General features: G+C 55.8%; 18 protein-coding genes. 10 read left to right on the forward strand and 8 right to left on the reverse strand.

The features are described 5' to 3' along the window. Positions 1–155 precede the first annotated feature (155 nt). The gene (gene nirB, locus DYU11_RS30885; RefSeq protein ID WP_119671616.1) at positions 156–2,681 is read right to left on the reverse strand and encodes a nitrite reductase large subunit NirB; all 2,526 of its coding nucleotides are present in this window, start codon (positions 2,679–2,681) and stop codon (positions 156–158) included. Between the two features lie 278 nt (positions 2,682–2,959). On the opposite strand from nirB, the gene cobA reads away from it, so the two are divergent. From cobA to DYU11_RS30915, 6 genes are all read left to right on the forward strand, one after another. Then, positions 2,960–3,721 (forward strand): uroporphyrinogen-III C-methyltransferase, encoded by a 762-nt coding sequence (cobA, locus tag DYU11_RS30890; protein WP_119671617.1) that lies wholly within the window; start codon positions 2,960–2,962, stop codon positions 3,719–3,721. Between the two features lie 341 nt (positions 3,722–4,062). Further along, entirely contained in the window at positions 4,063–5,601 is a 1,539-nt protein-coding gene (locus tag DYU11_RS30895) for an alginate export family protein (RefSeq protein ID WP_119671618.1), read from the forward strand. A gap of 25 nt (positions 5,602–5,626) precedes the next feature. Further along, entirely contained in the window at positions 5,627–6,928 is a 1,302-nt protein-coding gene (locus DYU11_RS30900; RefSeq protein WP_119671619.1) for an MFS transporter, read from the forward strand. An 87-nt stretch (positions 6,929–7,015) separates the two neighbouring features. Next, positions 7,016–10,552, forward strand: coding sequence for a nitrate reductase (locus DYU11_RS30905; RefSeq protein ID WP_119671620.1), 3,537 nt, complete (start codon positions 7,016–7,018; stop codon positions 10,550–10,552). 75 nt (positions 10,553–10,627) lie between these two features. Beyond that, positions 10,628–12,091: a rubredoxin gene (locus DYU11_RS30910; RefSeq protein WP_119671704.1), complete on the forward strand. Its 1,464-nt coding sequence runs from the start codon at positions 10,628–10,630 to the stop codon at positions 12,089–12,091. Positions 12,092–12,098: 7 nt separating this feature from the next. After that, positions 12,099–12,569, forward strand: coding sequence for a nitrate reductase associated protein (locus tag DYU11_RS30915; RefSeq protein ID WP_119671621.1), 471 nt, complete (start codon positions 12,099–12,101; stop codon positions 12,567–12,569). Here the strand turns inward: DYU11_RS30915 and DYU11_RS30920 are convergent, their stop codons facing one another. Further along, positions 12,570–13,523, reverse strand: a complete 954-nt coding sequence (locus DYU11_RS30920) for a 2-hydroxyacid dehydrogenase (protein WP_119671622.1) — start codon at positions 13,521–13,523, stop codon at positions 12,570–12,572. It abuts the gene before it with no gap. Between the two features lie 123 nt (positions 13,524–13,646). Here DYU11_RS30920 and pdxA point away from each other — a divergent pair, with 123 nt between their 5' ends. Both pdxA and DYU11_RS30930 read left to right on the forward strand, forming a co-directional pair. Further along, positions 13,647–14,918, forward strand: a complete 1,272-nt coding sequence (pdxA, locus tag DYU11_RS30925) for a 4-hydroxythreonine-4-phosphate dehydrogenase PdxA (RefSeq protein ID WP_119671623.1) — start codon at positions 13,647–13,649, stop codon at positions 14,916–14,918. Positions 14,919–15,023: 105 nt separating this feature from the next. Beyond that, positions 15,024–15,911, forward strand: coding sequence for a YicC/YloC family endoribonuclease (locus tag DYU11_RS30930; RefSeq protein ID WP_119671705.1), 888 nt, complete (start codon positions 15,024–15,026; stop codon positions 15,909–15,911). Positions 15,912–15,919: 8 nt separating this feature from the next. Here DYU11_RS30930 and DYU11_RS30935 read toward each other — a convergent pair whose 3' ends face one another. Beyond that, entirely contained in the window at positions 15,920–16,294 is a 375-nt protein-coding gene (locus tag DYU11_RS30935) for a hypothetical protein (RefSeq protein ID WP_119671624.1), read from the reverse strand. Between the two features lie 202 nt (positions 16,295–16,496). Here DYU11_RS30935 and DYU11_RS30940 point away from each other — a divergent pair, with 202 nt between their 5' ends. Continuing rightward, positions 16,497–17,159, forward strand: a complete 663-nt coding sequence (locus DYU11_RS30940; RefSeq protein ID WP_119671625.1) for a DNA-3-methyladenine glycosylase — start codon at positions 16,497–16,499, stop codon at positions 17,157–17,159. Positions 17,160–17,166: 7 nt separating this feature from the next. Here DYU11_RS30940 and DYU11_RS30945 read toward each other — a convergent pair whose 3' ends face one another. After that, positions 17,167–17,451 (reverse strand): hypothetical protein, encoded by a 285-nt coding sequence (locus DYU11_RS30945; RefSeq protein ID WP_147368086.1) that lies wholly within the window; start codon positions 17,449–17,451, stop codon positions 17,167–17,169. Between the two features lie 251 nt (positions 17,452–17,702). On the opposite strand from DYU11_RS30945, the gene DYU11_RS30950 reads away from it, so the two are divergent. Beyond that, complete coding sequence (locus DYU11_RS30950) at positions 17,703–18,359, forward strand: GDSL-type esterase/lipase family protein (RefSeq protein WP_119671627.1); 657 nt, start codon at positions 17,703–17,705, stop codon at positions 18,357–18,359. Positions 18,360–18,407: 48 nt separating this feature from the next. On the opposite strand, the gene DYU11_RS30955 is transcribed toward DYU11_RS30950, so the two are convergent. From DYU11_RS30955 to DYU11_RS30970, 4 genes are all read right to left on the reverse strand, one after another. Next, positions 18,408–21,482, reverse strand: coding sequence for a PD-(D/E)XK nuclease family protein (locus DYU11_RS30955; RefSeq protein ID WP_119671628.1), 3,075 nt, complete (start codon positions 21,480–21,482; stop codon positions 18,408–18,410). A gap of 110 nt (positions 21,483–21,592) precedes the next feature. Further along, entirely contained in the window at positions 21,593–22,249 is a 657-nt protein-coding gene (locus DYU11_RS30960; RefSeq protein WP_119671629.1) for an SDR family NAD(P)-dependent oxidoreductase, read from the reverse strand. A 21-nt stretch (positions 22,250–22,270) separates the two neighbouring features. Then, on the reverse strand, positions 22,271–23,113 hold the full coding sequence (locus DYU11_RS30965) for an endonuclease/exonuclease/phosphatase family protein (RefSeq protein ID WP_119671630.1): 843 nt from the start codon (positions 23,111–23,113) through the stop codon (positions 22,271–22,273). Positions 23,114–23,208: 95 nt separating this feature from the next. Further along, positions 23,209–24,987 (reverse strand): RagB/SusD family nutrient uptake outer membrane protein, encoded by a 1,779-nt coding sequence (locus tag DYU11_RS30970; RefSeq protein ID WP_119671631.1) that lies wholly within the window; start codon positions 24,985–24,987, stop codon positions 23,209–23,211. Positions 24,988–24,997 lie beyond the last annotated feature (10 nt).

Raw genomic sequence — 24,997 nt, forward strand, 5'->3', positions numbered from 1 at the left:
CGCCGGAGCGGGGATCTTCTGTAGCCGGAGGTTCTCAGTCTCACCCGAAGATCCCCGCTCCGGCGGCCCGGTCGTTCCTCGGGATGACAAAAGCGTCTACTATTTTTTCAAAATTCTGAACAGCTATTATGATTGGCTGAAACTATAAACCACTCTTACTTCCATTCTTTGGCGCGCTTCTGCGTGCGCAGGGGTTCGAACTGAACGGCAGGGTCTTTCCGCTCGGGGGCGTTGATGAAGTGGGTGAACCGCTTGCGGAGGTGCGGATTCTCCACCACTTCTTTCCATTCGCAGGCGTAATTATCAATCAACGACTGCATTTCGCGCTCCAGGTCGTGAGCAATGCCCAGCACGTCGTCGACTACAACGGCTTTCAGGTACGTCATGCCACCTTCCATTTTGTTAAGCCAGGTAGCCGTGCGGGTGAGCGGGTCGGCGGTTTTGATATAGAACATCAGGAACCGGTCAATGAGCCGGATGCACGTTTCCTTGTCGACATCGCTGGCCAGTAGTTGCGCGTGCTGGGGTTTGGAGCCGCCATTGCCGCACACGTACAGGTTCCAGCCTTTCTCGGTCGCGATGATACCGAAGTCTTTGCTCTGCGCTTCGGCGCATTCGCGAATACAACCCGATACGCCCGACTTGAGCTTGTGCGGTGCCCGGATCCCTTTGTAGCGTTCCTCCACTTCAACGGCGAACGTAACGGAGTCCTGCACCCCAAACCGGCACCAGGTTGAGCCAACGCAGCTTTTAACGGTACGCAACGCTTTTCCGTAGGCGTGACCGCTCTCAAAACCGGCGGCAATGAGTTCCTCCCAGATTTTGGGCAGGTCGTTGAGGTGAGCGCCGAACAGGTCAATGCGCTGCCCACCGGTAATTTTGGTGTAGAGGTCGTATTTTTTGGCAACCTGACCAATCACAATCAATTTATCGGGGGTGATTTCGCCCCCCGGAATGCGCGGCACCACTGAGTAGGTTCCGCCTTTCTGGATGTTGGCCAGATACCGGTCGTTCGAATCCTGGATCATGGCCCGGTCTTTTTCCAGTATGTTCTCGTTCCAGAGACTGGCCAGGATAGATGCTACCGCCGGTTTGCAGACCTCACAGCCGTCGCCTTTGCCAAACTGGTCGAGAACGCTGGTGTAGGTTTTCAGGTCGTTGATTTTGACGAGGTCGAGCAGTTCCTGGCGCGAGTAGTCGAAATGCTCGCAGAGCACGTTTCGGACGTACAAACCCTGCTGCTTCAATACGCCCTGAATCAGGTCTTTCACCAGGGGTGTACAGCCCCCGCAGCCGGTGCAGGCTTTGGTTAACTTCTTGAGCTGGTCGATGGTGGTACAGCCGTTGTTCGTAATCTCGTTGCAGATAGCGGCTTTGGTGATGGCCTCGCAGGAGCAAATCAGCGCGTCGTCGGGCAGGCTCATGACGCCGGCAGCACCGGCCGTTTCTTCGCCACCGCGCAAACCAAGAATCAGGTCTTCGGGATCGGGCGGGAGGATGGTTTTGTTCTTGCAGGTTTGCAGCAGCATGTTGTACTGCTCCGCATCGCCTACCAGAATACCGCCCAGCAATTCCTTGCCGTCGGCGCTTACGTTGATTCGCTTATAAACGCCCTTTGCTTTGTTTTCATAGCAGATGGTCCGGCAGTCGGCACCTTCCGCAAACGGGTTGCCGAAACTGGCTACGTCCACGCCGATTAACTTCAATTTCGTGGACATATCGTACGGATTGAACGACCGTTCTTCGCCAAACAGTCGCGAAACAACTACCGTGGCCATCTCGTAACCCGGTGCGACCAGCCCGTAAATCATCTGGTGAGCCAGCGCGCATTCGCCAATGGCAAAGATGTTCGGGTCGGATGTTTGCAGGAAATCATTGACGACAATGCCCCCGCGTGGGTGCGTGTCCAGACCAGCCCGTTTAGCCAGTTCATCGCGTGGACGAATACCCGCCGAGATAATCAGCATGTCCACGTCCAGCAATGACCCATCGGCAAAGCGCATGCCTTCAATGGTGTCAGCCCCGACGATTTCCTGCGTATTCTTTGCCAGATGAATAGCAAGACCGAGTTTTTCGAGCTGATGTTGCAGAATGCCCGAACCGGCGTCGTCAATCTGGCGGGGCATGAGCCGCGGGGCGAACTCAACCACGTGCGCTTCGTCCAGGCCGAGATCGAGCAGGGCTTTGGCCGCTTCCAGACCCAGCAGGCCACCACCTAACACGGCACCACGGCGGGCGTTGCGGGCGTATGACTGAATGAACTCAAGGTCTTCGATGGTTCGGTAAACAAATACCCCTTCTTTTTCGACGCCGGGAATGGTCGGCACAAACGCGCCGGAGCCAGTAGCCAGTATCAGATAATCGTACGGCACAATGAGCCCATGGTGCGAACAGACTTCTTTACGCTCCCGATCAATACTAACAACCGGATCGGACAGGTGAAGCTGAATTCCGTGTTCGGCGTACCAGGTGTCAGGCGCCAGTGCCAGTTCGTCGGCGGTTTTGCCACCAAAATACGCGCTCAGGTGAACGCGGTCGTAGGCCACACGCGGTTCTTCCCCAAAGACCGTGAGCGTGAATCGATGCTCCCCATTGTCTCGGGCCACCAGTTTTTCACAGAACTTGTAGCCTACCATGCCATTGCCAATGACAACGACTCGTTTGTTTGTGTTGACAACCATAGTTAATAGTGACTATGTTAGTAGTAAAACCCTGTTTTTTTATTGAACTAAACCAAGAAATAACCCCCGTCATTCTTGATTTTTAACGCATCAAATCTAAACTGTCATTTTTAAAATTCCTACAATTTAATTCTCTATAAGTTAATTTTTAAAGCATTTTTTATTGAAAACACTTGCTTTTCAAAAATTAGCCTCTACTTTTGAACCAACGATTACCAATAGTATCAATTCACTAATTATAGTACAATCACAATAATCACTTTATAGTAGCACTAAGTATGCAGCCAAAGCTAACACTCGTGGGGGCGGGTCCAGGCGACGGCGAACTGATCACCTTAAAAGGAATCAGAGCGCTCCAACAAGCTGACGTTGTCCTGTACGATGATCTTGTAAATACCGCCTTGCTGGATTTCGCACCAGTCAATGCAGAAAGGATGTACGTAGGTAAGCGGATTGGAAGAGCATCGCTTTCGCAGGAGCAGATTAATGAGCTGATTGTGCGGCTGGCGCAGGAGCATGGGCACGTTGTCCGGCTCAAGGGCGGAGATTCCTACGTCTTTGGTCGTGGCTATGAAGAGCTTCAGTACGCCCGTGACTACAACATTCCGGGCGAGGTGGTGCCGGGCGTGTCGAGCTGCCTTGCTGTTCCGGCTTCGCAGGGTATTCCGGTGACCTGCCGGGGTGTTAGTGAAAGCTTCTGGGTGATTACCGGTACAACCCGCCACGGCGACCTGTCCGACGACTTATTGCTGGCGGCTCAGTCGAACGCAACGGTGGTGGTGCTGATGGGGATGCATAAGTTAGATAAGATATGCACGATGTATAACCACTTTGGCCGGGGACACTTACCGATGGCGGTTGTACAAAACGGTACACGCGCCGACGAACGGTGCGTGGTTGGCCAGGTCTGGGAAATGCCGCGACTGGTTGCAGCACAAGGCGTGGGGGCGCCTGCTGTAATCATCATCGGTGAAGTGGTCGCTTTACATCCGTCGTTTGTGAGGGAGTATGCGCGCAATTTGGCCGTGGAGAGTTTGTAGTTTGTGGTTTGTGGTTCAGGCCAGCTAACTACAAACGGCACCGGCCGCCCGGCACAAACTTTAAACTAAAGAAAAAGCCGATCCGGTGTGGGGGCACCTTTGGATCGGCTCAACAGGGTTTTGTCTATGTTTTACACAAACGCTTCAAAGAAAATGAAAAAAAGCGACTAACGCAACTCTGCGTCTCCTACCGACCGGGTAGTGCGTTCGCACAGCCGTTCACTGGCTAATCCGGTTCTCCTCTCTTACTGGCCGTCGCCTTTCGTTTACCCAAATTGGGTATCCCTGCACGTCTATTGCCCTTGTGGCAAGCCATCTCCATTGACTCTCACTGTAATGCAATGAAACAACTTCTAACAAAAACGGCGCTGCTGTTGGGCGTAGCGGCGCTGGCCCGGCCGGATAGCAGCGCGCAAGTCTCGCTGGTCGGCCAGTTGCGCACCCGTACCGAACTGCGGCATGGGCTGGGTAACCTACCCGTAAAAAACAGTCCGGCGGCCGCCTTCACCTCGCAGCGAACCCGGCTGACTTTTGGCTACAAATGGCAGCGCGTTACCTTCCAGGCTGCCGTGCAGGACGTTCGGGTGTGGGGTCAGGATGCATCCACCATCAACAGCGCCGACGGTAATCGGCTGATGGTACACGAAGCCTGGGCCGACCTCTTGCTCATCAACCGGGCGGATAGTACGATGAAATTCAAACCCATTGACAAGTTATCGCTGAAAATTGGTCGTCAGGAACTCGTGTACGACGATGTGCGGCTGCTCGGGAATCTGGACTGGCTCCAGCAGGGACGGCGGTTCGATGCGGCTTTGCTCAAGGCGCAGCACCGCGGCTGGGCGGTTGACCTGGGGGTGGGTTTCAATCAGAACACCGACGCGTTTAGCGTAGCCGGAACGTACTACACCCCGGCCAACGTACCTGCGTCGGCCCTCTCGACCCGGAATGTTTCGCTGGCGATACCGGCCGGGTTTTTGCCTACGAATGGCAAAGGTGGTGCGCCGGTGGTGGCCAACGCAGTTGGTACAAACGGCCAGAATCAGCAGTTCAAGTCGTTTCAGATGCTCTATGCGACCCGGAAGTTTGGGTCCACTAAATTCTCGGGGCTATTCTTCAAAGACGATTTCCAGAAATACCGCATTGACTCGCTCGGTAATGCTACGCAGGGCTACGTATATGGCAGGCGTTACGACGTGGCGGGCACTAATTCCCGACTCACCTACGGGGCCATGCTGACCGGACTTTTCGGCCTGGGTACGTCAAAAGCGCAGTGGCAGGCCTTCAGCTACTGGCAGAGCGGCAAAGACCGGGATGGACTGCGGCTTCGGAATGCCTACCACTACGGCGCCAATGTCATGTTTCAGAAAGGGCTGCTGGGCTTCGGGCCGGGTTACGAGGTACTGTCCGGCAACAACGACCCTACGCTCAAAGCCGGGGAAACCAATCGCTTCGATCCGCTCTATGGTACCCCGCACCGGCACTGGGGCTACATGGACTACTTCTACGTCGGCACCGGAGCTCCGGCCGGTGGCCTGCGCGATGCCTTCCTGAAATTCCGCTACGCCAGTTCGCGTCTGTCGACCACGTTCGACGTGCATTACTTCGCGCTGGCCGGTACGACCTACAACCGGATGCCCGATGCGCCGACGGGAGCCGTATTGAACGCGAAGCTGGGCATCGAATACGACTTCGTGGCCACGTATCTGCTCAACAAGTTTACCACGCTGGAACTTGGCTACGCCGTCATGAACGGTACCAACACGCTTGAATATGCCAAACAGGGCACCATGAACCAGAAGGATAAACTTGGTACGTGGGGCTACCTGATGATTAACATCCGCCCCGACTTCTTCGATACCAAACCAACCGCCATCAAATAAACCAACCTGAAAACACGGTACAGTCATGAACTTAACTTCCAATAAACCGCTACAGTCGCTCAATATCTTCAGCACCAGGGGCATTCAGATGCGGACCTTCCACATTACCTGGCTGACGTTCTTTGTCTGCTTTTTTGGCTGGTTTGGCCTAGCCCCGCTGATGCCCGCCATCCGCGCCGACCTCGGCCTGACGAAGCCGCAGGTTGGCAATACCATCATCGCGGCTGTGTCGGCTACCATTTTCGCGCGGCTCGTCATCGGGCGGCTCTGCGATACGTGGGGGCCGCGCAAAACGTACACGGCTCTGCTGGTCATCGGATCACTGCCGGTGATGCTGGTTGGGCTGGCGCATGACTACACCACCTTCCTGCTTTTCCGTCTGGCCATCGGCATCATCGGCGCGTCGTTCGTTATCACCCAGTTCCACACGTCGGTCATGTTCGCGCCCAACATCAAGGGCACGGCCAACGCGGTAGCCGGTGGCTGGGGTAACCTCGGTGGGGGAATCACGCAACTGGTAATGCCGCTTATCATGACGGCGATCATTGGGTTTGGCTACGTGAAAGCCGATGCCTGGCGCCTGGCGATGATTGTTCCGGGTGTGCTGATGCTCATCATGGCGGTTGTGTACTACCGCTACACCAAAGACACGCCAGCTGGTAACTATGATGAAATTGAGCGGTCAGCCAGCAAGGCAGTTCCGGTCAGTTTCTGGAAAGCCTGTGCCGATCTGCGCGTATGGGCGCTGGCGTTAGCCTATGCCTGCTGCTTTGGTATGGAAATTACGTTCGACGGTGTCGCTGCCCTCTATTTCTTCGACAACTTTAAGATGGAGGAAACCGAAGCGGGCTTCTGGGCGATGCTTTTCGGCTTCATGAACATCTTCGCCAGAGCCCTTGGCGGAATCCTCGCCGACCGCGTCGGGCGTCGCTATGGTATGCGTGGCAAAGGATTATTGCTCGCTGGTATGCTGCTGCTCGAAGGCGTTGGCATCATCCTGTTCGCACAGGCCGGTAATCTGCCGCTGGCCATTATCTCAATGCTGACCTTCGCCATGTTTCTGAAGATGGCAAACGGCAGTACCTACGCCATCGTGCCGTTTGTCAACCCCAAAGCAGTCGGGGTTATTTCGGGGGTGGTTGGTGCCGGGGGCAACATTGGCGGCATGCTGATGGGCTTCCTGTTCAAGTCGCAGTCAATCACCTACAGTCAGGCGTTTCTCTACATCGGAAGTGCCGTAGGCGCAGTCGGGCTCTTACTGTTCCTGGTCAACTTCAACAAAGCCATCGTCGTCGAACCCGCCGAAGCTGAATTGCAAACGGTATAAAAAAGGAGGAAAGGAGAAAAGGGAGGAAGGAGGAAAGGAATTTATGCAACTCCAACCAACCCTTTCCTCCCCCTCCCCCCCAAACTTATGATTCATCAAACAACCTGTTGTTATTGTGGCGTTGGCTGCGGTATTGTGGTCAGACAGGAGCCGAATGGGCGGCTAACCGTTGAGGGCGATAAAGAACATCCGTCGAACCGGGGTATGCTTTGCTCGAAGGGCATGAATCTGCACTACACGGTGATGGACCAATCGGACCGGTTGCTGTACCCGCAGATGCGGCTCAACCGGTCGATGCCTCTGCAACGGGTTAGTTGGGACACCGCACTGGAACGAACCGCGGCTGTTTTCCGGACGTTGATTCAAAAATACGGGCCGGATTCGGTGGCGTTTTACGTATCGGGGCAGTGCCTGACGGAAGAGTATTACCTGGTTAATAAGCTCATTAAGGGCTTCATTGGGTCGAACAATATCGACACCAATTCGCGCCTTTGCATGAGTTCGGCGGTAGTTGGGTATAAGCTGTCACTGGGCGAGGATTCGGTGCCGGTTTGTTACGATGATATTGAAGAAGCCGACGTATTTTACGTACAGGGCGCGAACCCCGCCTGGTGTCATCCCATCATCTGGCGACGGATTGAAGCCCACAAAGCCGCCAATCCGCACGTCAAAATCATCTGCGTTGACCCCCGCCGAACGGATACGGCTCGGTCGTCGGACCTGCATCTGCCCATCCGGCCCGGCACCGACATTGTCCTCAACAACGCCATCGGCCGACTGCTGATTGAGAAAGGCTACATCGACGACGAGTTTATCGTTGACCATACCGACGGGTTCACGGCCTACCGCGAGCAGGTCATGCAGCGGACGATTGACGAAGCCGCTGACATCTGTGGTATCAACGCCGACGATATGCACGTAGCTGCCGACTGGATTGGTCGCTCGAAAGGGTTTCTGTCGCTCTGGACAATGGGCCTGAACCAGTCGGTAGTGGGTGTGAATAAAAACCTGTCCTTGATTAACCTGCACCTGATTACGGGCCGAATCGGCAAACCGGGTAATGGACCGTTCTCGCTGACTGGCCAGCCCAACGCCATGGGTGGTCGTGAGGTGGGCGGACTGGCGAACGTACTGCCAGCCCACCGCGACGTAACGAATGCCGCCCACCGCGCCGAAGTGGAAGCGTTCTGGAATAGCCCCGTGAAGATTGCCGACAAACCGGGGCTGACGGCTACGGAGATGTTTGACGCGTTAGCCGACGACCGGTTAAAGGCCATCTGGATTATCAACACCAATCCGCTGGTGAGCCTGCCGGACCTGAACGCGGCCGAAAACGCCCTGAAAAAAGCACGTTACGTCGTGGTACAGGACGTGTCGAGCCGGGCCGATACGGTGGCGTTTGCCGACGTGGTGCTGCCGGCTGCGGCCTGGCTCGAAAAAGAAGGCACCATGACCAATGCCGAGCGCCGGATTACGTACCTGCCCAAAGTTCTGAACGCGCCTGGCGAGGCACTGCCCGATGCAGAAATCATCTGGCGGTTTGCGCAGAAAATGGGCTTTGCCGACGCGTTTTCGTACAACACTGCCGCCGAGGTGTATCTGGAGTACACGCAGATTACGGCTGGAACGAACGTGGACGTAACCGGTGTCAGCTACGAACTGCTGAAAGCCAAACGTAGTGTACAGTGGCCGTACCCAGCGGGGGGCAGGGGGCAAGGGGCAGGGAGCGGGGAAACTGGCACGAAGCGGCTGTTTACCGACCAAACCTTTTATACGACTAATCAGCGGGCACAGCTTCATGCGGTACCTGACGGCAACAACTCAGAGCCGACCGACGAAAACTTTCCGCTTGTATTAACCACTGGTCGCATCCGCGACCAGTGGCACACCATGACCAAAACCGGTCGGGTAGCCAAGTTGAACCAGCACGCACCCCAGCCATTTCTGCAAATTCACCCGAAAGACGCCAGTGACCGGGGTATTCAGGATGGTCAGTTGGTGGAGGTGAAAGGCCGCCGGGGGGAGGTTCGGGTAAAGGCGCAGATTACCGAAGATGTGCGGCCGGGCCTGTGTTTCCTGCCGATGCACTGGGGCAAGTTTCTGAACAGCAACCTCGGCCGGGCCAACAACCTGACGAATGCGCTCATCGACCCCCGTTCCAAAGAACCCGATTTCAAGTTCTCCGCCGTGGAGGTAACACCTTACCGCAAACCCGTCGAGAAAATCATCATTATCGGTACGGGTTCAGCGGGGTTAGGTTTTATCAATGCGTATCGCAGACTCAATGAACTGGACCAGATTCACGTCTTCTCAAAAGAAATGTACCCGTTTTACAATCGGGTACTGTTGCCCGACTACATCAGTGGGGCACAGTCGTGGGAGCAACTCGTTCGGCTGCGTGAAGAACAGTTTGACGAAGCAAACATCACCGTTCACAAAGGCGTGAGCGTTGTTCATATCGATCGTAAAAACAAGATTGTTACCGACAGTAATGGCGTCGAACATGCCTATGACAAGTTGCTGCTCGGCATGGGCAGCAGCGCGTTCATGCCTAAGGGCGTCCCTCGCCTGCCAGGCATTTTCAACATGCGGTCGCGGCTGGATGCCGACTCGCTGTTGCCCTTCCTGAAGCCGTCCGGAGCAAAGGCCGAACGACCCACGGCTGTTGTTGTTGGAGGAGGTTTGCTGGGGTTGGAGTTAGCGGCTTCGCTACGGCAGATGGACATTAACGTAACGGTTGTTCAGCGAAGCAGCCGCCTGATGGAGCGACAACTCGACCCGCTGGCGAGTGAACTGCTGTATCAGGAACTGGTAGAACGAGGTCTAACGATTCACTTCAACGACGAGGTACAAACGTTCCGGGGCAATGAATGCGTCGAAGGCATCCAGTTGAAATCCGGGCGAAGTATTGCCTGTCAGGTGGTTGTAGTGGCCATCGGTACCGTCCCGACGATTGAGCTGGCCCGCGACGCCGGACTCGAATGCAACCGGGGCGTAGTGGTCAACGATTACCTGCAAACGTCGGACCCGTCCATTTTTGCCGCGGGCGAAATTGCCCAGTGGCGGGGACAGATGTGGGGCATCACCCTGGCCGCGGAGCAACAGGCCGAAGTAGCCGCCCGCTTCATCGCCGGGGATGTTACGCAGCCGTATCAGGGCAGCGTTTCCATGAATATCCTCAAAATGGAAGGGCTGCACCTGTGTAGCATTGGCCTGGCCGAAACGCCTGAAAATGATTCTCGCTACGAGGAGATTGTCTTCATCGATAAGGCGAAGCGTTACTACAAGAAGTGCATCGTTCATCAGGACAGGCTGGTGGGTGCTATACTGGTCGGCGACAAGAATGAGTTTCAGGAGTTTCGGGAGTTGATTGCCAACAGCATTGAGCTTTCCGAAAAACGTCTGCAACTGCTGAGAGCCAGCAAAAAAGTTGACCCGGTTGAGGGAAAGCTGGTATGTTCCTGCAACAATGTGGGACAGGGCAATCTGGAGCGGGCCATTCAGTCCGGATGCACCGATTTTCAGCAACTCTGTCAGAAAACCGGTGCGGGTACCGGCTGTGGTTCCTGCCGACCGGAAGTCAGGAGTATTCTTTTGTCAATGATTGAATGGGTGAATGATTGAGTGATTGACTTAATCAACAGCCGCGCCCGATTGTCAAATTCAATCATTCAATCATTCACCAATTCAATCATTCCCATGCGCGATTACTATACCCTCAAAATCAACCTTCCGGCGGGCATCGTGTCGCCCGGCGCGTTGCAGCAGGTGTTGACACTGGCTCGCGAGGCTAAAGTCAGGAACGTACGGTTCGGTGCCCGTCAGCAGTTACTGATGACGGTGCATTACGAGGACATGCGCTTTCTGGAAAAGGACTTGAAAACGCACCGAATCAATTACGAACTGAACACGGACCAGTTTCCAAACATCATCAGTTCGTATTGCGGGGAGGAAGTGTTTCGCACCGGCGACTGGTTGCAGGAAAGCGAATACCATACGGTGCTTGACTATTTCGATTACCAGCCGCGCTTGAAAATAAACCTGTCGGATTCAAACCAGAGCTTTACGCCGTTCTTCACCGGCAACCTCAACTTCATTGCCTCGCCGGAGCCGCACTTCTGGTACCTCTACGTCCGGCCGAAGCAGAGCAATACCGTGTTTCGGTGGCGCGATTTGATTTACACCAACGACATTGGTCGACTGGCGAAAGCCGTGGAAGACGCCATGCTGGAGGATGGACATAACGGTGAAGATGAGTTGTACAATGCTGTTACGCAGGGTCGAACGTACATTTCGCAACCGGCGACCGGCGAGGTTGAACTACCCGAGTTTTCGCTGCCGTATTACGAAGGGTTCAACCGGTACGGACACCGCTCGTGGCTGGGTCTGTACCGACGGGATGAACAGTTTTCGATTCCGTTCCTGCTGGATATCTGCGCCTTATGCCTGGCAACCCGCATCGGTGAAATTTGTGTAACGCCCTGGAAATCGCTTATCATTAAAGGTATTGAAGAAAAAGACCGGCCTAAATGGTCGTATGTACTGGGCAGGCACAACATCAACGTCCGGCATGCGGCCAACGAACTGGCCTGGCAAACCGAAGACGATACCGACGAGGGCACTCACCTTAAGAACTTCGTTATCCGGTTCTTCGAGAAGAATGATACGCGCACCTTTGGCCTTTGCTTCGGCGTGCAGACCCGCCCAAAATCGGAGGTGTTCGGCTCAATTCTCATCCGCAAACGGCCGCTCCTGCAAATTGGGCAGTTGGCCTTGTTCAGCGTGTACGACCTGTATTTCACCGAAAATTTCAATCCGAACAGCCGGACGTACCACCGCTTCGATAAGGGTTTGCTTAAAATTCACCTGCCCGCCCAAATCGACCGTTTATGCCGGAAGTTCAGTGCCCGCCGGTTGCAGGAGAGTCCCGAACCGGCGCGACCGGAAACCGACCAGTCCGACCCTACCGACCTAGCAACGGGCAGCGTGCATCAGTGCCCGCACTGCCTCACCGTCTATGATGAGCAATACGGCGACTTGTTGCAGCACATTCCGGTGGGCGTTCCGTTCAACGACCTGCCCGACAAGTACGCCTGCCCAACCTGCGATGCATCAAAGCAGGACTTTGTAGAGATTCAGTTATCAACCAGCCTGTCTCAATAAAAAGCCGATGATACCCGTAGCTGTAGATACCGTTTTTTTCGCGTTTGAAAGCGATTTTGTTGTGTCGCTCCGCTGCATTCCCATGATCGTCCGCTACAAGCTCGACACCTGCGGCATCAAGTTGAAATTACCCGAATGGGTAAAACTGAATCTGGCCGAAAAAGATGAACTGGCGACCCGACCGTGCTGCACCGCAGCCGACATTGTCGCTTATCGAACGTACCTGAGCCGGTTAGTGCAGGACCGTTGCGGTCACCCGGCCAGTGAACTCGGTGCGGTCGATGCGGTCTGGGATCATTTACGTGACGTTCCCGATGACATACAGCAGAAAGCGCGGGAATGGCACCGCCCTCCCCTCACGCTTCAGCAATGGATTGACCTCGATACGTTGCAGCGATTTGCCCTCGTCAAACTGAGCCGTTCAGGCCACGAAGGGCGTAACTTTCCGCGGGCGCTCGATGAGTTTGGTCTTTCCTGATCAGCCCGCCGACTCATTCACCTGTCGTAACTGCCGAACCAGCACTTCATTGATCCGGACGTAGCTCTCGTGCGTCCAGCCCGCTACGTGGGGCGTCAGAATGACGCGGTCCGACTGGCGGAGGTAGTCGAAAGCAGCCTGCTGAGCAGGAGTCAGTTTAGCCAGTTTCTCGTTTTCCAGTACATCCAGTCCCGCCCCCCGGATCTTGCCCGAATCCAGGCCGCGTACGACGGCTTCCAGCGACACAATTTCCCCCCGGGCGATGTTCAGCAGATAAAACGGCCGGGCTGCCTGCGCAATGAACGTATCGTTGACCAGATAGCGGGTATCGTCGGTAAGAGGAATATGCAGGCTGATTACATCCGCTTCGGTCATGATTTGTTCCAGGCCCACCTCCTCAGCAAATGCATCGCCGTAGCTGGTCAGGTACCTGTCGTAACACAGCACCCGGCACCCAAACCCACTCAGTCGGCGGGCAGTGGCCCGGCCGTTGTTGCCGTATCCAACGATCCCGACGGTGAGACTGCCCAGCTCGTAGCCCCGGTTGCCTTCGCGGTCCCAGATGCCCTGCCGTACTTCCCGATCGGCCCTGGCAATGTTGGCCAGCAGTCCCAGCAGCAGCCCCACGGTATGTTCAGCCACGGCGTCGCGATTCCCTTCGCCCGCATGGAATACATGTATGCCCCGCCGTTCAACGGCCTCCAGATCGATCAGGTCCAGACCTGCCCCGGCGCGGCCGATAAATCGCAGCTGGGGAGCATGGCTGAGCAGTTCCTCATCCACCGTGGTTTTACTGCGGATAATCAGCCCATCAAAGGGAACAATGGTTTCGATCAGTGCAGCCCGCGTGATTTTCGGTTGATAATCATAGGTAAAGCCCGCATCGTCGAGCATGGTAAACAGCGAAGGGTGCATCTCATCGGCGATGAGAATAGTAGAGCGATTCTTAGACATCCGTTGGTTTTCGTAACTTGCAGCAGTTTTAGACGCCGGGCTGCGGACGGTTGATCCCTGAATTCGGTTCAGCGTTGCGTTCTCAGCGTCTTTTCAAATCATTGGCGAAACTAACAAAAGTAGATGGAACAACGCCAACCGGATCACGGCAACGACAGCCCGAACGATCAGTCAGGTAACCCGCAGGCCAAAGGACAGCGTCAACCCGAGAATCGGGCGAACGGACAGCGTCAGCCCAACGGCCGCGACAAAGGCGCACAGCGCGATCGGGAACCGGGTGAACCAAACGGGCAATCCGGACAAAAGGAAGAGCGGCCGGGACAAGCCCCCGAAAAACCGGCGGCTGATCGGCTGGTGATTGGCATTACGCTCGGCGACTACAACGGCATTGGTCCGGAAGTTATTCTGAAAGCCCTGCAATACAACCGCCTGCAGAAACTCTGCACACCGGTGATCTACGGATCGATGCGGGTACTGAACCGGTACCGTAACCTGCTCAACTTCAAGGACTGGAATCTCAACGGGGCTCCGCACATCGGTCAGATCAGTCATAAGCTCACGAACGTCATTACCTGCTGGCCCGATCAGAATCAGGATATTCAGCCGGGGCACGTAACCCCCGAAGCCGGTCAGGCCGCCCTGGCGTGTCTGCGACGGGCCGTTGAGGACATGAAAGCCGGCAAACTGGATGCGCTCGTAACGGCTCCGATCAATAAGTACAACATTCAGTCGGAGGAGTTTAAGTTTCCGGGGCATACCGAGTATCTGGCGGAGGAGTTTGGTGTGGCCGATAACCTTATGTTCATGGTCAGCGAAACGCTGCGGGTGGGCGTTGTGACGGGCCATGTCCCCCTGGGCCGCGTTCGGCAGAACGTAACCCGCGAACGGATTCAGCAGAAACTGGACCTGATGATGCAGTCGCTGAAGCAGGACTTCGGTATTCAGAAACCCCGGATCGCCGTCCTTGGCCTGAACCCGCACGCGGGTGAAGCGGGACTGTTGGGCAACGAAGAACTGGAGATTATTACGCCCCTGCTTGATGAGCTGCGCAACAAAGGACAGTTGGTTCTTGGCCCCTTTGCGGCCGATGGCTTCTTCGGTACACGGGCCTACAAAAGCTTCGATGCGGTGTTGGCTATGTATCACGACCAGGGGCTGATTCCGTTCAAATCCATTGCGTTTGAGGAAGGCGTTAATTTCACGGCCGGTATGCCCGTGGTTCGCACCTCGCCCGACCACGGCACCGCCTACGACATTGCGGGTAAGGACCGGGCCGACGAAACGTCCATGCTTCAGGCTATTTACACAGCCATCGACGTGGCCCGTCGGCGGAAAGAATACGCAGAACTTGAAGCCAACGCGCTGGTGGTTAAACACCCCGCGGAAAATAGATAGATGGTTTCCGGTATTCAGTTTACGGTAGCTGGGGCTAACCTCGAGCGCGCTACCAAACACCGTAAACCACAAACCACAAACCGACTACCAAAAAACTACAAACGAATGCTCAAATCAATGACTGGCTTCGGCAACGCGACCGTAGAGGCCAATGGTCTGTCGGTAACGGCGGAAGTCAAGACGCTGAATTCAAAGTTTCTGGATATCTACTGCCGCATTCCCCGGCAGTTTTCCGATAAAGAAATTGAACTCCGCAGCCTGCTGACCCAGCAACTGGAGCGCGGGAAAGTGGAACTAGCCCTGAACCTGACCCGAACCCAAGCGGTCCGGCCGGGTGTCACCATCAATCGCCCGCTGGTTGCGGCCTACGTCAGTGATTTGAAAGAAACCGCCAACGGGCTGCTCATGAGCGTTTCCGACAGTGACGTACTGCAATTGGCGCTCCAGCAGCCCAACGCGTACCTGACCGAATCGGCTGACCCAACGGCCGACGCCGATGACTGGGCTACGGTGCTGGCGGCCGTGCAGGAGGCCGTTCGGCGGTGCGCCGAGTTTCGGCGGCAGGACGGCGCGGTGCTGGAAAATAAATTCCAGGAATACATCCAGACGATCAGCGACCGGCTCACCGACATTGAAGAGCAGGACGTTCGACGGATTCCGGCCGTTCGCGAACGGATGCGCAACGCCGTACTCGACCTGCTCGGCAACGAGAACTTCGACCAGAACCGCTTTGAGCAGGAACTGGTGTACTACATCGAAAAATTCGATATCTCTGAAGAGAAGGTGAGGCTGCGCAACCACCTGACGTATTTCCTGGAAGTACTCGCGACGGAAGAAGCCAACGGCAAAAAACTCAATTTCATCTCGCAGGAAATCGGCCGCGAAATCAACACCATCGGCTCCAAAGCCAACGACGCGACCATCCAGCGGTACGTTGTTCAGATGAAGGATGAACTGGAGAAGATTAAGGAACAAACGATGAATGTAATCTAGCCTTTCTCCTACCGTCGACGTACCCCGGTAAGCTGAAATCTGTACGCTTTATAGGCCGGCTCGGGCACGTCGGTGGGGCCGGCCGTGTTGACCTGCATCAGCTCGTTCGTCCGCGTTCCGCTGAAAACCACCGGCAACTGGTTATCGGCGTACGCGGACGGAATGGCGGCTACCTTTAACGAATCGGGCATATTGACCACAAACATCCGGGCGGCTTCACCCCCGGTTTCGGTTTGCAGTACGTACTGCACGCAGCCCCGCGAACACACCACCAGTTCTATAACGCCCGGCTCGTCCGTAAACGAAGTAGGCAACGCTGTGTCAGGCCGGCAGGCTGCCCATAGCGGGCTCAGCAGAAGTAATTGATAAGCAAGTCGTTTCATAACGCATCCATTGTTTCCCGGTTTCTTTTTATAACCCCACCCCTATCCGTTTGTTTATTGAATCAGTAGCCTGCCGTTTGGCGGGTGCCGGCACATTCAGTGCCTGACCTCGGCACAAAAAAGCCCTCCCCAAACGGAGAGGGCCAACGTACATAGGTTAGTCACTAAAAGTCCTGTTGTTTACGATTCTCCTACATTTTACATGCTCAGACCGCTTCAGACGAATTCATCCCGCATTCCAACGGCTTTCTATGAACAGCACGACACCCTGACGCTCGCCCGGCTGCTGCTCGGCTGTGAACTGGTGCATGACTCGCCGGAGGGCCTAACGGCGGGCGTCATCGTTGAGACGGAAGGCTACCTGACCGGCGATCCGGCCTGCCACGCGTACCGGCGACCAACCCCGCGAAACGCGGCCATGTTTGGTCCGGCCGGAACGCTCTACGTGTACCAGATTTATAATCACTACAACTGCGTCAACATCGTAACCGGCCCAGAAGGCGTTGGCGAAGCCGTTCTGATCCGGGCGCTCGAACCAACCGAAGGCATCGACCTGATGGGTGTCCGCCGAAACGAAGCATTCAGGACTGGCTTTGCGCGGTACCGGAACAATACCATTGACCCCACCACCCCGGCCGGTTTCCGAAACCTCTGCAACGGGCCGGGCAAACTGGTGATTGCCATGGGGATCAGCCGCCAGGAACACAATTTCGCGTCGCTCACGACCGGTCCTATTTTTGTGCGGGCCGCCGAGCCGCTGCCCGATTCCGATGTTGTAACGACCACCCGCATCGGCATTACGCAGGGCGTTGACCTGCCGTACCGGTTCTACCTGCGCGGCAATCGGTTTGTGAGCAAGTGGTGACGAAAACCTAGCGGATTCGTTTCAGAGCCGACAGCATCTGCTTGAACCGCGCTCCGTCCAGATTACGTTTCAGCAGATTAATGTATGCCGGACTGTTGGGAAAATACTCGACCCGGTAAGGCGTCCAATGACCGTTTCGAAACCGGCAACTGATCTCCACAAAATGATTCTGCCAGAAACACAGATTTATCTTCTTGCTGGGGAGATCCAGCGTACTGATAAACAGGCCGGCCAGGTGAACCATAAACACCTGTTCTTCAATTGTAAGCGACTGTAGTTGATGCGGATGCACGGATTGTACAGATTAGTGTTTATTGTAAAGTCGATTGTATACTGGCTACGATATGTAAATCGGCGTAGCAGTTGCATGGAGGTTAAACATTTTATTAAATGACTCATTTCATAGGTCCTGTCAGCCGGCAATTGGCTCGATGGCCACTGATCGGGTTGGACTTTCGTAGAAGCGGGCTTATCTTTCGAAACCATACGTCGGCTGCCGATTCCGCCGATCCGTATACAGACTTTAGTTAACTGTCAACGCTCATGAAAAACCGCGTTCTGACCAGCCTGCTGACCGTTCTATGCGTCGGCTTGCTGGGGTGCGAACCAACCACGCAGGAACCCTCCGTCCATAAAATTGCCTGCATCGGCAACAGCATCACGCAGGGATTCACCTTACCCGACGATCAGACGTACCCGGCTCAACTACAAAACCTGGTTTCACCACCCAATAAGGTGCTGAATTACGGCGTGGGCGGCAGTACGGTGGTCAAAAAAGGCGACAAACCCGTCTGGCAGGCCGAGAAGTACGGATTTGCCATTGACTGGAAACCGACCATTGTTGTCATCGAGTTGGGGACGAACGATTCCAAGGCGGTGAACTGGCAGTACAAGAACGAGTTCAAAGCCGACTATGCGGCCCTCATTCAGACTTTCCGGCAGTTACGCAGTTCGCCTAAGGTGTACGTCTGCATTCCTCCCCCCATGTTCCGGGAAGAGTTTGAACTGCGCGCCGATGTGGTGCATAACGAGGTGGTGCCATTGGTATACGAAGTAGCCAGAGAAAATAATACCCCCGTTATTGACCTGTATAAGCTGATGGCCAACCGCGATTCGCTGTTCATTGATGGCATCCATCCGAACCGCGAAGGAGCCGCCGTGATCGCTAAGGAAGTTCAGCGGGTGATTGGGGTTCAGTAAACGGTCGCCCAACCACTACGCCCCGGCAACCGATACGCTATGGTTGCCCTACCGCCCGCAGATCTTCTTGTAATCGCAGAACTTACAGGTTTCGAGGTTGTCGGTTTTCTGAAACGGTACGGCCTGGCTGATCATTTTCTGCACCATCGCACGCAGCAGGTTTTCCGATTCGGCGATATACTCGGCGGCCGTCTGGTCGGAACCAAACGTAACGGGATTGCTCCGGAACCCCCCTTTCAGGTCGCGGAACGAGTAAAATCCGGCTTCGACCGGCATCCCGACCGCGGGGTAGATCACCTGCCGGTCGTTGTCGCGGGGCAGCCCACCGTAGAGGCTGATATTCTTCAGGGCGAGGTACTTGTACAGCCAAACCTGCCGCATCTTGTCCGACTGTCCGTCGTTAAGCAGCTTTTCAGCCAGGTTATCCGGTGGGCGGGCGGGCAGGTCTACCCGGCCGGTTTTGTAATCGATGATCCGGATCTGATTGCCATACCGCTCAATGCGGTCGATTTTTCCGGCAATCCGTACGCTGAGGGTTTCGCCCGTATCGAGCGGTACGGCCAGGATGGTATCGAGTGTCTGCTCGCTGCCGATTACCTCCAGTCCGACCAGACTGTTCTGCTGCCGTTGAAAATCGAGCATCAGGCGTTTAGCCAGGTCATAGAGCAGCAGGTTCATCCCCGACTCCACCACGCGCCCTTTCATCGTGTTCGAAAACTCCTCGTCCAGCAGGTGTATGATGAGCGGTTCACTCACGGGTTTACCCTTCAGCCGGTACTCCTTATCCAGCCGCTCCAGCACCTTGTGCAGCCAGTTTCCGAAGTCGATAGCACCCATCTTTTCTTCGATCTCATCTTCCTCGCTGATGCCCACGATCCGGCTGAAATAGAACCGCATCGAACAGCTCACGAACTGGTTGACGTACGACGGATAAATGCCCCGTCGGGGGTCGGTCAGCAACTTCCGGAGGTCGGTCAGGATGCTGTCGGTTTTGGGTACGTTCAACTCCGTTACGTCGGCCACCTGCTCAGAACCGGCCGGTCCGAACCGAACGGTCGGGCGGCTCAGACGTATCAGTCCATTCGCCTTCGGTACCAGCTCGTACTCGATCTGGCGGATAAAACGGCTTGGTTCGCCTTTGCTGTTTCCGTACGCGTCGGGCGAGGTGGTATGCAGCAGCACAATCTCCTCAGCCCGCTGGAGCAGCCGGTAGAAGTGGTACGCCATCACGGCCTCCTGCTCGCGGTAGGTGGGCAGGCCCATTTCCAGGCTAATATCGAACGGAATCAGCGAGTTCAGCCGACGCGACTGCGGCAGAATCCCCTCGTTGACCGACAGAATGATGACCCGCTCAAAATCGAGCGCCCGGGTTTCGAGCATCCCCATAACCTGAAGCCGGCTGTTGCCCTCACTTGTAAAGGGAATGCTTGTCTGGCGAATGAGTTCGTATAAAAACTGCCGAAAGCTACGTACCGTCACCGGCGGACTACCCTCGGCCCCGTTTCGATTCGTTTGCCGAACGGTATCCAGCGTCGTTTCCAGTTGCTTCAGCAGGGAGAAAAACAGGTACAGGTACTCAATTTCGATGGCATCCTGGCTGGTACGGTACACATCGCGGAGGTGTTCGATCAGGTCATACAGCGCCTGAATAGCCCGCAGCGGCTCCTCGCTGGGCCAGCGCGAAAACAGCACCCGAATCAGCGGATCGTCGTTACTCATGGCGCGCATTTCCTTTTCGGTCAGGTAAACGCGCTGCTCCCTGACGATTGTCTTCGACATCCATTGAAACAGCGGCTCCGACACCGCCTGTCCCGTGCCGGTAGAGTCGCCACTGGTCCACACCAGTTCGCGAATCCGTTCGTACTGCTTGATAAACGGATGGTTCAGCACTTTGACGACGTGCCGGTGATGAAACTTAGGAATGCGTCGTTCGTGCCCGTCGCGGTCGCGGAACTCATGCACGGTTCGCTGCATCTCGAACAACGTATCGATGAGCGTAAACAACAGCGAACTCCGCAGCGACAGGCCCATCGTTACGTTCAGATCGGTCACGCTTTCATCCAGCGCGTACAGCACCGGTACCAGCAGCGATTCGTCGGCCAGCACGATGGCAGTTTTTGAAGGAGGAAAGGGAGGAAGGGAGGAAGGGAGGAAAGGAGGTACCAATACGGAATTCCCTTCCTCCTCTCCTGCTTTTCTCCTCTCCTCCTTTTCTCCTCTTCTTCCCTCCCACTCCTTATAAATCTTGCCCGCTACCTTGGCCTGCATACTGGCGTTAGCGACGCCCACGACCCGGATGTTCTTGGGCGTACCGGTCAGGTTGCTTTTCTGCCGTTCACGATCAGCTTTGGTAAAGAGCCAACCGTTATCCCGGTACTTACGCAGGAAATCGCCGGCTTCCTGGTTCGTATTATCCATGTAATACGTATCGACGTCCCAGAACAGCTCGGCTTTCCCGGCATCGGCCAGCACCCGGACTATGTGTTCTTCGGCGCGGCTCAGGGCATTAAACCCGACAAAATAAACTTTCTCGTAGGCAGTATTGTCGCGGATCAGGGCCTCTACGTTCTCAGCCAGCAGCCGGTAGGCCATACCCCGATACGCCAGCCCCTGTTCGCTCAGGCGACTGTGCAGGGCGTGGTAAGCGGTTTGCAGATTTTCGAACAGCCGGAAGTACCGATTGGTACCGGGCGTCTGCGAGAGGGGTTTGGCGCCGGAGGGCAGTTCGAGGTTCCAGCGCTCGATGGCCTTGGCGGCCGTCAGGTATTCGAACAGGTGGCCGGTGTTGATCAGGTACTGGTCGATACGGTCAAAATCGGCCAGCAGCACCGACGCCCACCCGATGAACTGTTCAAACTCAACCTGCGGATCGATAACCCGAAAAACGTCGTACAGTTCGAAAATCAGGCTGACCGAATCGATCAGCTGCACCCCGGCCGCCCGGGTGATGAAGTCATCAACCGCCAGGGTGTGGGGCGCTAAGAACGGGGTTTCCGATTCGTCGGCCAGGTACTCCAGAAAAACCGAAACAGCCCGGCGCGTCGGCAGGATCACCCACACATCGTCCATGCTCGGACCGTGTTTTTCGAAAAGCTGATGAGCCGTCTGTTGAAGAAATGTCACTGGTTCAAATCGAATGTCGCGCTATAAAGATACGACCTTCAAAACGAAAACGGGCGACTGAAAACAGAAGAAATCAGGGTGTTCTGAGCCACAACTCATTACGTCCGGCCTTATTCATAGATCCGCTCGAACGTCCACTCGCCGGCCGCTTCCTGGTGGAGTTCCCAGTACCAGGGCGCAATCAGCGAAGGCGATACATGGGTACCCTCCACAATGGAGCCATTGATAGTTACTGTGGCTACGTGAATGCCCTGCGGCTCCAGCGTATCGTGGAGACATTTGGCCACCGTCCGAACTCCGGCTTTACCAACCGAAAGGGCTACCAGATCGGCTGCGGGATTCAGGGCGGAGCCGCCACCGGTTATCAGTATGGTGCCCCCCCCCTCGGCCAGCATCTGGGGTGTCACAGCCTGAGCCGCCACAATCAGACCACCGAAGTTGGTCCGCTGGTCGGTCATGAACACCTCCGGGTCAACCTCAAGAACGCTGGCCTGCCGGTAGATGGACGGGTTGTAAACCATCACCGACGCCGGTCCCTGCTCCCGTTCGATATCGTCCAGCGTCTGCCGGAACTGATCAAACTGGCTCACATCCGTAGCGTAGCCGCTGACTGAAATCCGGGCGTCGCTTAGTTCCTGAACCAGTTGGTTGAGCGAAGCAGCCTGTCGGGCTACCAGCGACACCCGGTAGCCCTGCTGACCGAACACGTAGGCGATGGCGAGGCTAAGTCCCGACCCGGCCCCGATGAGTAACAGATGGTTGTTCATAGCCGGAAAGCTACAAAGGAATCACTTAACTACAACGGTCGCGACCACGGGCTGGTGGTCCGACGGATACCGCTGCTCGTTTGCATCGGTCAGCACGGCGTATTTCAGCACGTCGATGGTTTTGCTAACAAAAATATAATCGATCCGGTCCTTCATGGGCGCTTCAAACTTAAATCCGTTGAACGTCCCGACGGGGCCGTAGGGCGGCATGGCCGTCACGCGGTACGAGTCATTGAGCAGTGTCTGTATGGTCTGTACCTGTTCCGTGTCGGGGGTAGAATTCAGGTCACCCACGCAGATGACCGGCTCGTTTTTGGCAATTTCCTTGATTTTCTGCACCATCAGCTTGCCCGATTGCCGCCGGGCTTCGACGCCCTGGTGGTCGAAGTGAACGCTGAAAAAGTAAAAATTTTTCCCGGTAGTCCGGTCTTTAAACTTCGCCCAGGAGCAGATGCGGTTGCAGCAGGTAGCGTCCCAGCCTTTTCCGGGTTTATCGGGAGTTTCGCTTAGCCAGAAATCGCCGGAATCAAGTACGTTGAAACGGTCTTTTTTGTAGAAGATCGCCGAATGTTCACCTGCTTCTTTACCATCGTCGCGGCCTTTGCCGAGGAACGCAAACTCGTTCATTTCGGCCAGGTCGTTCAGCTGCCCCCGCAGGGCTTCCTGCACACCGAACAGATCGAACCCGTGGTAACGTACCAGGCTTTTGACCATGTCTTTCCGGTTGGGCCAGGCATTGATGCCGTCTTTCGGGTTATTGAACCGGATGTTGTACGAGGCCACACAGATGGGCGTCGTTTTCTGCGCAAAAGACTCCAGTGTCATGAATAGGGCAAGCAGGAATGAAAGAACGGGGAGTTTCATAAGGTTTTTTTGATGGAAATGGTAAGCGAATAACCCACGGCGGCTGCAAAGCCCGGCCGTGGGTTACGTTGACTAAAGATGACTGTGCGCAGAATTTACCAGCCAGGGTTCTGACCAAGCTTGGGGTTAACCTGCCGGTCAGCTTCCGGAATCGGGTAGAGATAGTTCTTCTCCGTCCAGACGCGCGGAATGTTGGTGAGCCAGGTCAGTTCGCCGGACGTATCGTTCGACAACCGTTGCGGGTTTGCCACGCCGTTGACCGTTGGCGCTACGTTGATGTAGGTTACCCCCGGCAGCGACGGCGTTACAGGCTTGTCCTTGTAAAAGTACACGTCGTTTTTGCCGTCTTCGTTCAAATCCATGGGCTTATCGATCGACGGTACATAGAAACCGTTCCAGGTCTGCGTCATCAGCTCGCCCCGGTGCCAGCGAACCAGGTCGTAGAACCGGAACCCTTCCAGCACCAGTTCAATCCCCCGTTCCCGACGTACTTCCAGCAGCGCCGGATCAGCAATACCGGGGAAGTAGTTAGCCTGCAGGTACGGATCGACCGTTGTTGGTTTGGCCGTCAGACCACCGGTGATACCCGCCCGCTTCCGGAGCGCACCCACCGTTTTCGACCAGTCCTCGTCGGTCAGGGTACCCAGTTCGGCCTTCGCTTCGGTGTAGTTCAGCAGGATTTCGGCGTAGCGCATGACAGCAATGGAGTTGTCGTTGCGCGTACCACCGTCGAAGTACGTATCGTCCAGCGTCCACTTGATCGGCTGGTAGCCGGTGTAGGTGTAAGAGAACACGGGGGGGGCCGGTTCCAGCGCACCACCATTGACACGTTGGTAGTTTCCCATCCGGATGGTCTGCTGAAGCCGCCGGTCGCGGTTCTTCACCTCCTCCGCAAAGGTCTTGGTCTGGTAGCCCGGCGTTGCCGTAAACGGCGTACCGTCGACGGTCAGGTAGGTGTTGACGAACGTGCGGATCAGGCTAACCCGGGCGCCATACGTAGCGCTGGTCCACCACCAGTTCGCATCGTTGTACACCCCCAGGGCCGGGTCCGCCACCGCCGACAGCATAACTTCTGTGCTGACCGGCGTTTTACTGGTAAATAACTGCCGGTACGAGGTCGTTGGCCCACCCGCTTCGTTCAGGTTGAAGCCGCCGGTCTTCATAACCGTTTCGGCTGCGCTGACGGCTTCGGTCAGCCACTGATTAGCCGTGCCACCCAACTGATAGCTGGTGTTGTATTTCCGGAACGTACCTTCAAACAGGCACACCCGCGATTTGAACCCATTGGCGACCGCCTTCGTAATCAGGGTCCGCGAGTTATCGCTCGTGGTGCGGATGTTCTGGCAGGCGTAGTTTAAGTCGGCCAGCACGGAGTCCATGACCACCGCGCGGGGATCACGGCTACTGTACAGCGCATCGTCATCGACGGGTAGCGTGCGATTAATCCAGGGTACGTCACCAAACCGTTTCACCTTGTCGAAATAAAACCACGCCCGGAAGAAACGAGCCAGAGCGCCGTAGTGCCGCCGAACCTCGACCGGAACAGCCGGGTCAGTATTGTTCTCCAGGAAATAGTTGATGTTCCGCAGCGGACGCCAGTCCCAGCCGGAGCTTTGCCGGGGGCCATACGCTCCGTCGCGCAGGAAGTCAGGCACCTGCGTCCGGGCCGCATAGTCGGCCATTTCATCCGACCGGATGATGCTGTTGCCGTCGGGAATGATGGTGTAGAACGAGTTGGCGTACAACTCCAGTCCTTTTTCGCTGCCGAACACAGCGGTTTTTGTAGCGGTGGCTTGCGGAACCTGATCCAGTTCGTTACACCCCGCCAGCGTCAATGCGCCCAGCAGGAAAAGCCATCCTTTATATGCATTCATGAGTTACTTC

This window comes from Fibrisoma montanum, assembly GCF_003583365.1.
Classification (GTDB): Bacteria; Bacteroidota; Bacteroidia; order Cytophagales; family Spirosomataceae; genus Fibrisoma; species Fibrisoma montanum.

Coding starts and splice junctions, on each gene's coding strand:
- nirB (WP_119671616.1), bottom strand. CDS start 2,681: ATGGTTGTCAACACAAACAAACGAGTCGTTGTCATTGGCAATGGCATG.
- cobA (WP_119671617.1), top strand. CDS start 2,960: ATGCAGCCAAAGCTAACACTCGTGGGGGCGGGTCCAGGCGACGGCGAA.
- DYU11_RS30895 (WP_119671618.1), top strand. CDS start 4,063: ATGAAACAACTTCTAACAAAAACGGCGCTGCTGTTGGGCGTAGCGGCG.
- DYU11_RS30900 (WP_119671619.1), top strand. CDS start 5,627: ATGAACTTAACTTCCAATAAACCGCTACAGTCGCTCAATATCTTCAGC.
- DYU11_RS30905 (WP_119671620.1), top strand. CDS start 7,016: ATGATTCATCAAACAACCTGTTGTTATTGTGGCGTTGGCTGCGGTATT.
- DYU11_RS30910 (WP_119671704.1), top strand. CDS start 10,628: ATGCGCGATTACTATACCCTCAAAATCAACCTTCCGGCGGGCATCGTG.
- DYU11_RS30915 (WP_119671621.1), top strand. CDS start 12,099: ATGATACCCGTAGCTGTAGATACCGTTTTTTTCGCGTTTGAAAGCGAT.
- DYU11_RS30920 (WP_119671622.1), bottom strand. CDS start 13,523: ATGTCTAAGAATCGCTCTACTATTCTCATCGCCGATGAGATGCACCCT.
- pdxA (WP_119671623.1), top strand. CDS start 13,647: ATGGAACAACGCCAACCGGATCACGGCAACGACAGCCCGAACGATCAG.
- DYU11_RS30930 (WP_119671705.1), top strand. CDS start 15,024: ATGCTCAAATCAATGACTGGCTTCGGCAACGCGACCGTAGAGGCCAAT.
- DYU11_RS30935 (WP_119671624.1), bottom strand. CDS start 16,294: ATGAAACGACTTGCTTATCAATTACTTCTGCTGAGCCCGCTATGGGCA.
- DYU11_RS30940 (WP_119671625.1), top strand. CDS start 16,497: ATGCTCAGACCGCTTCAGACGAATTCATCCCGCATTCCAACGGCTTTC.
- DYU11_RS30950 (WP_119671627.1), top strand. CDS start 17,703: ATGAAAAACCGCGTTCTGACCAGCCTGCTGACCGTTCTATGCGTCGGC.
- DYU11_RS30960 (WP_119671629.1), bottom strand. CDS start 22,249: ATGAACAACCATCTGTTACTCATCGGGGCCGGGTCGGGACTTAGCCTC.
- DYU11_RS30965 (WP_119671630.1), bottom strand. CDS start 23,113: ATGAAACTCCCCGTTCTTTCATTCCTGCTTGCCCTATTCATGACACTG.
- DYU11_RS30970 (WP_119671631.1), bottom strand. CDS start 24,987: ATGAATGCATATAAAGGATGGCTTTTCCTGCTGGGCGCATTGACGCTG.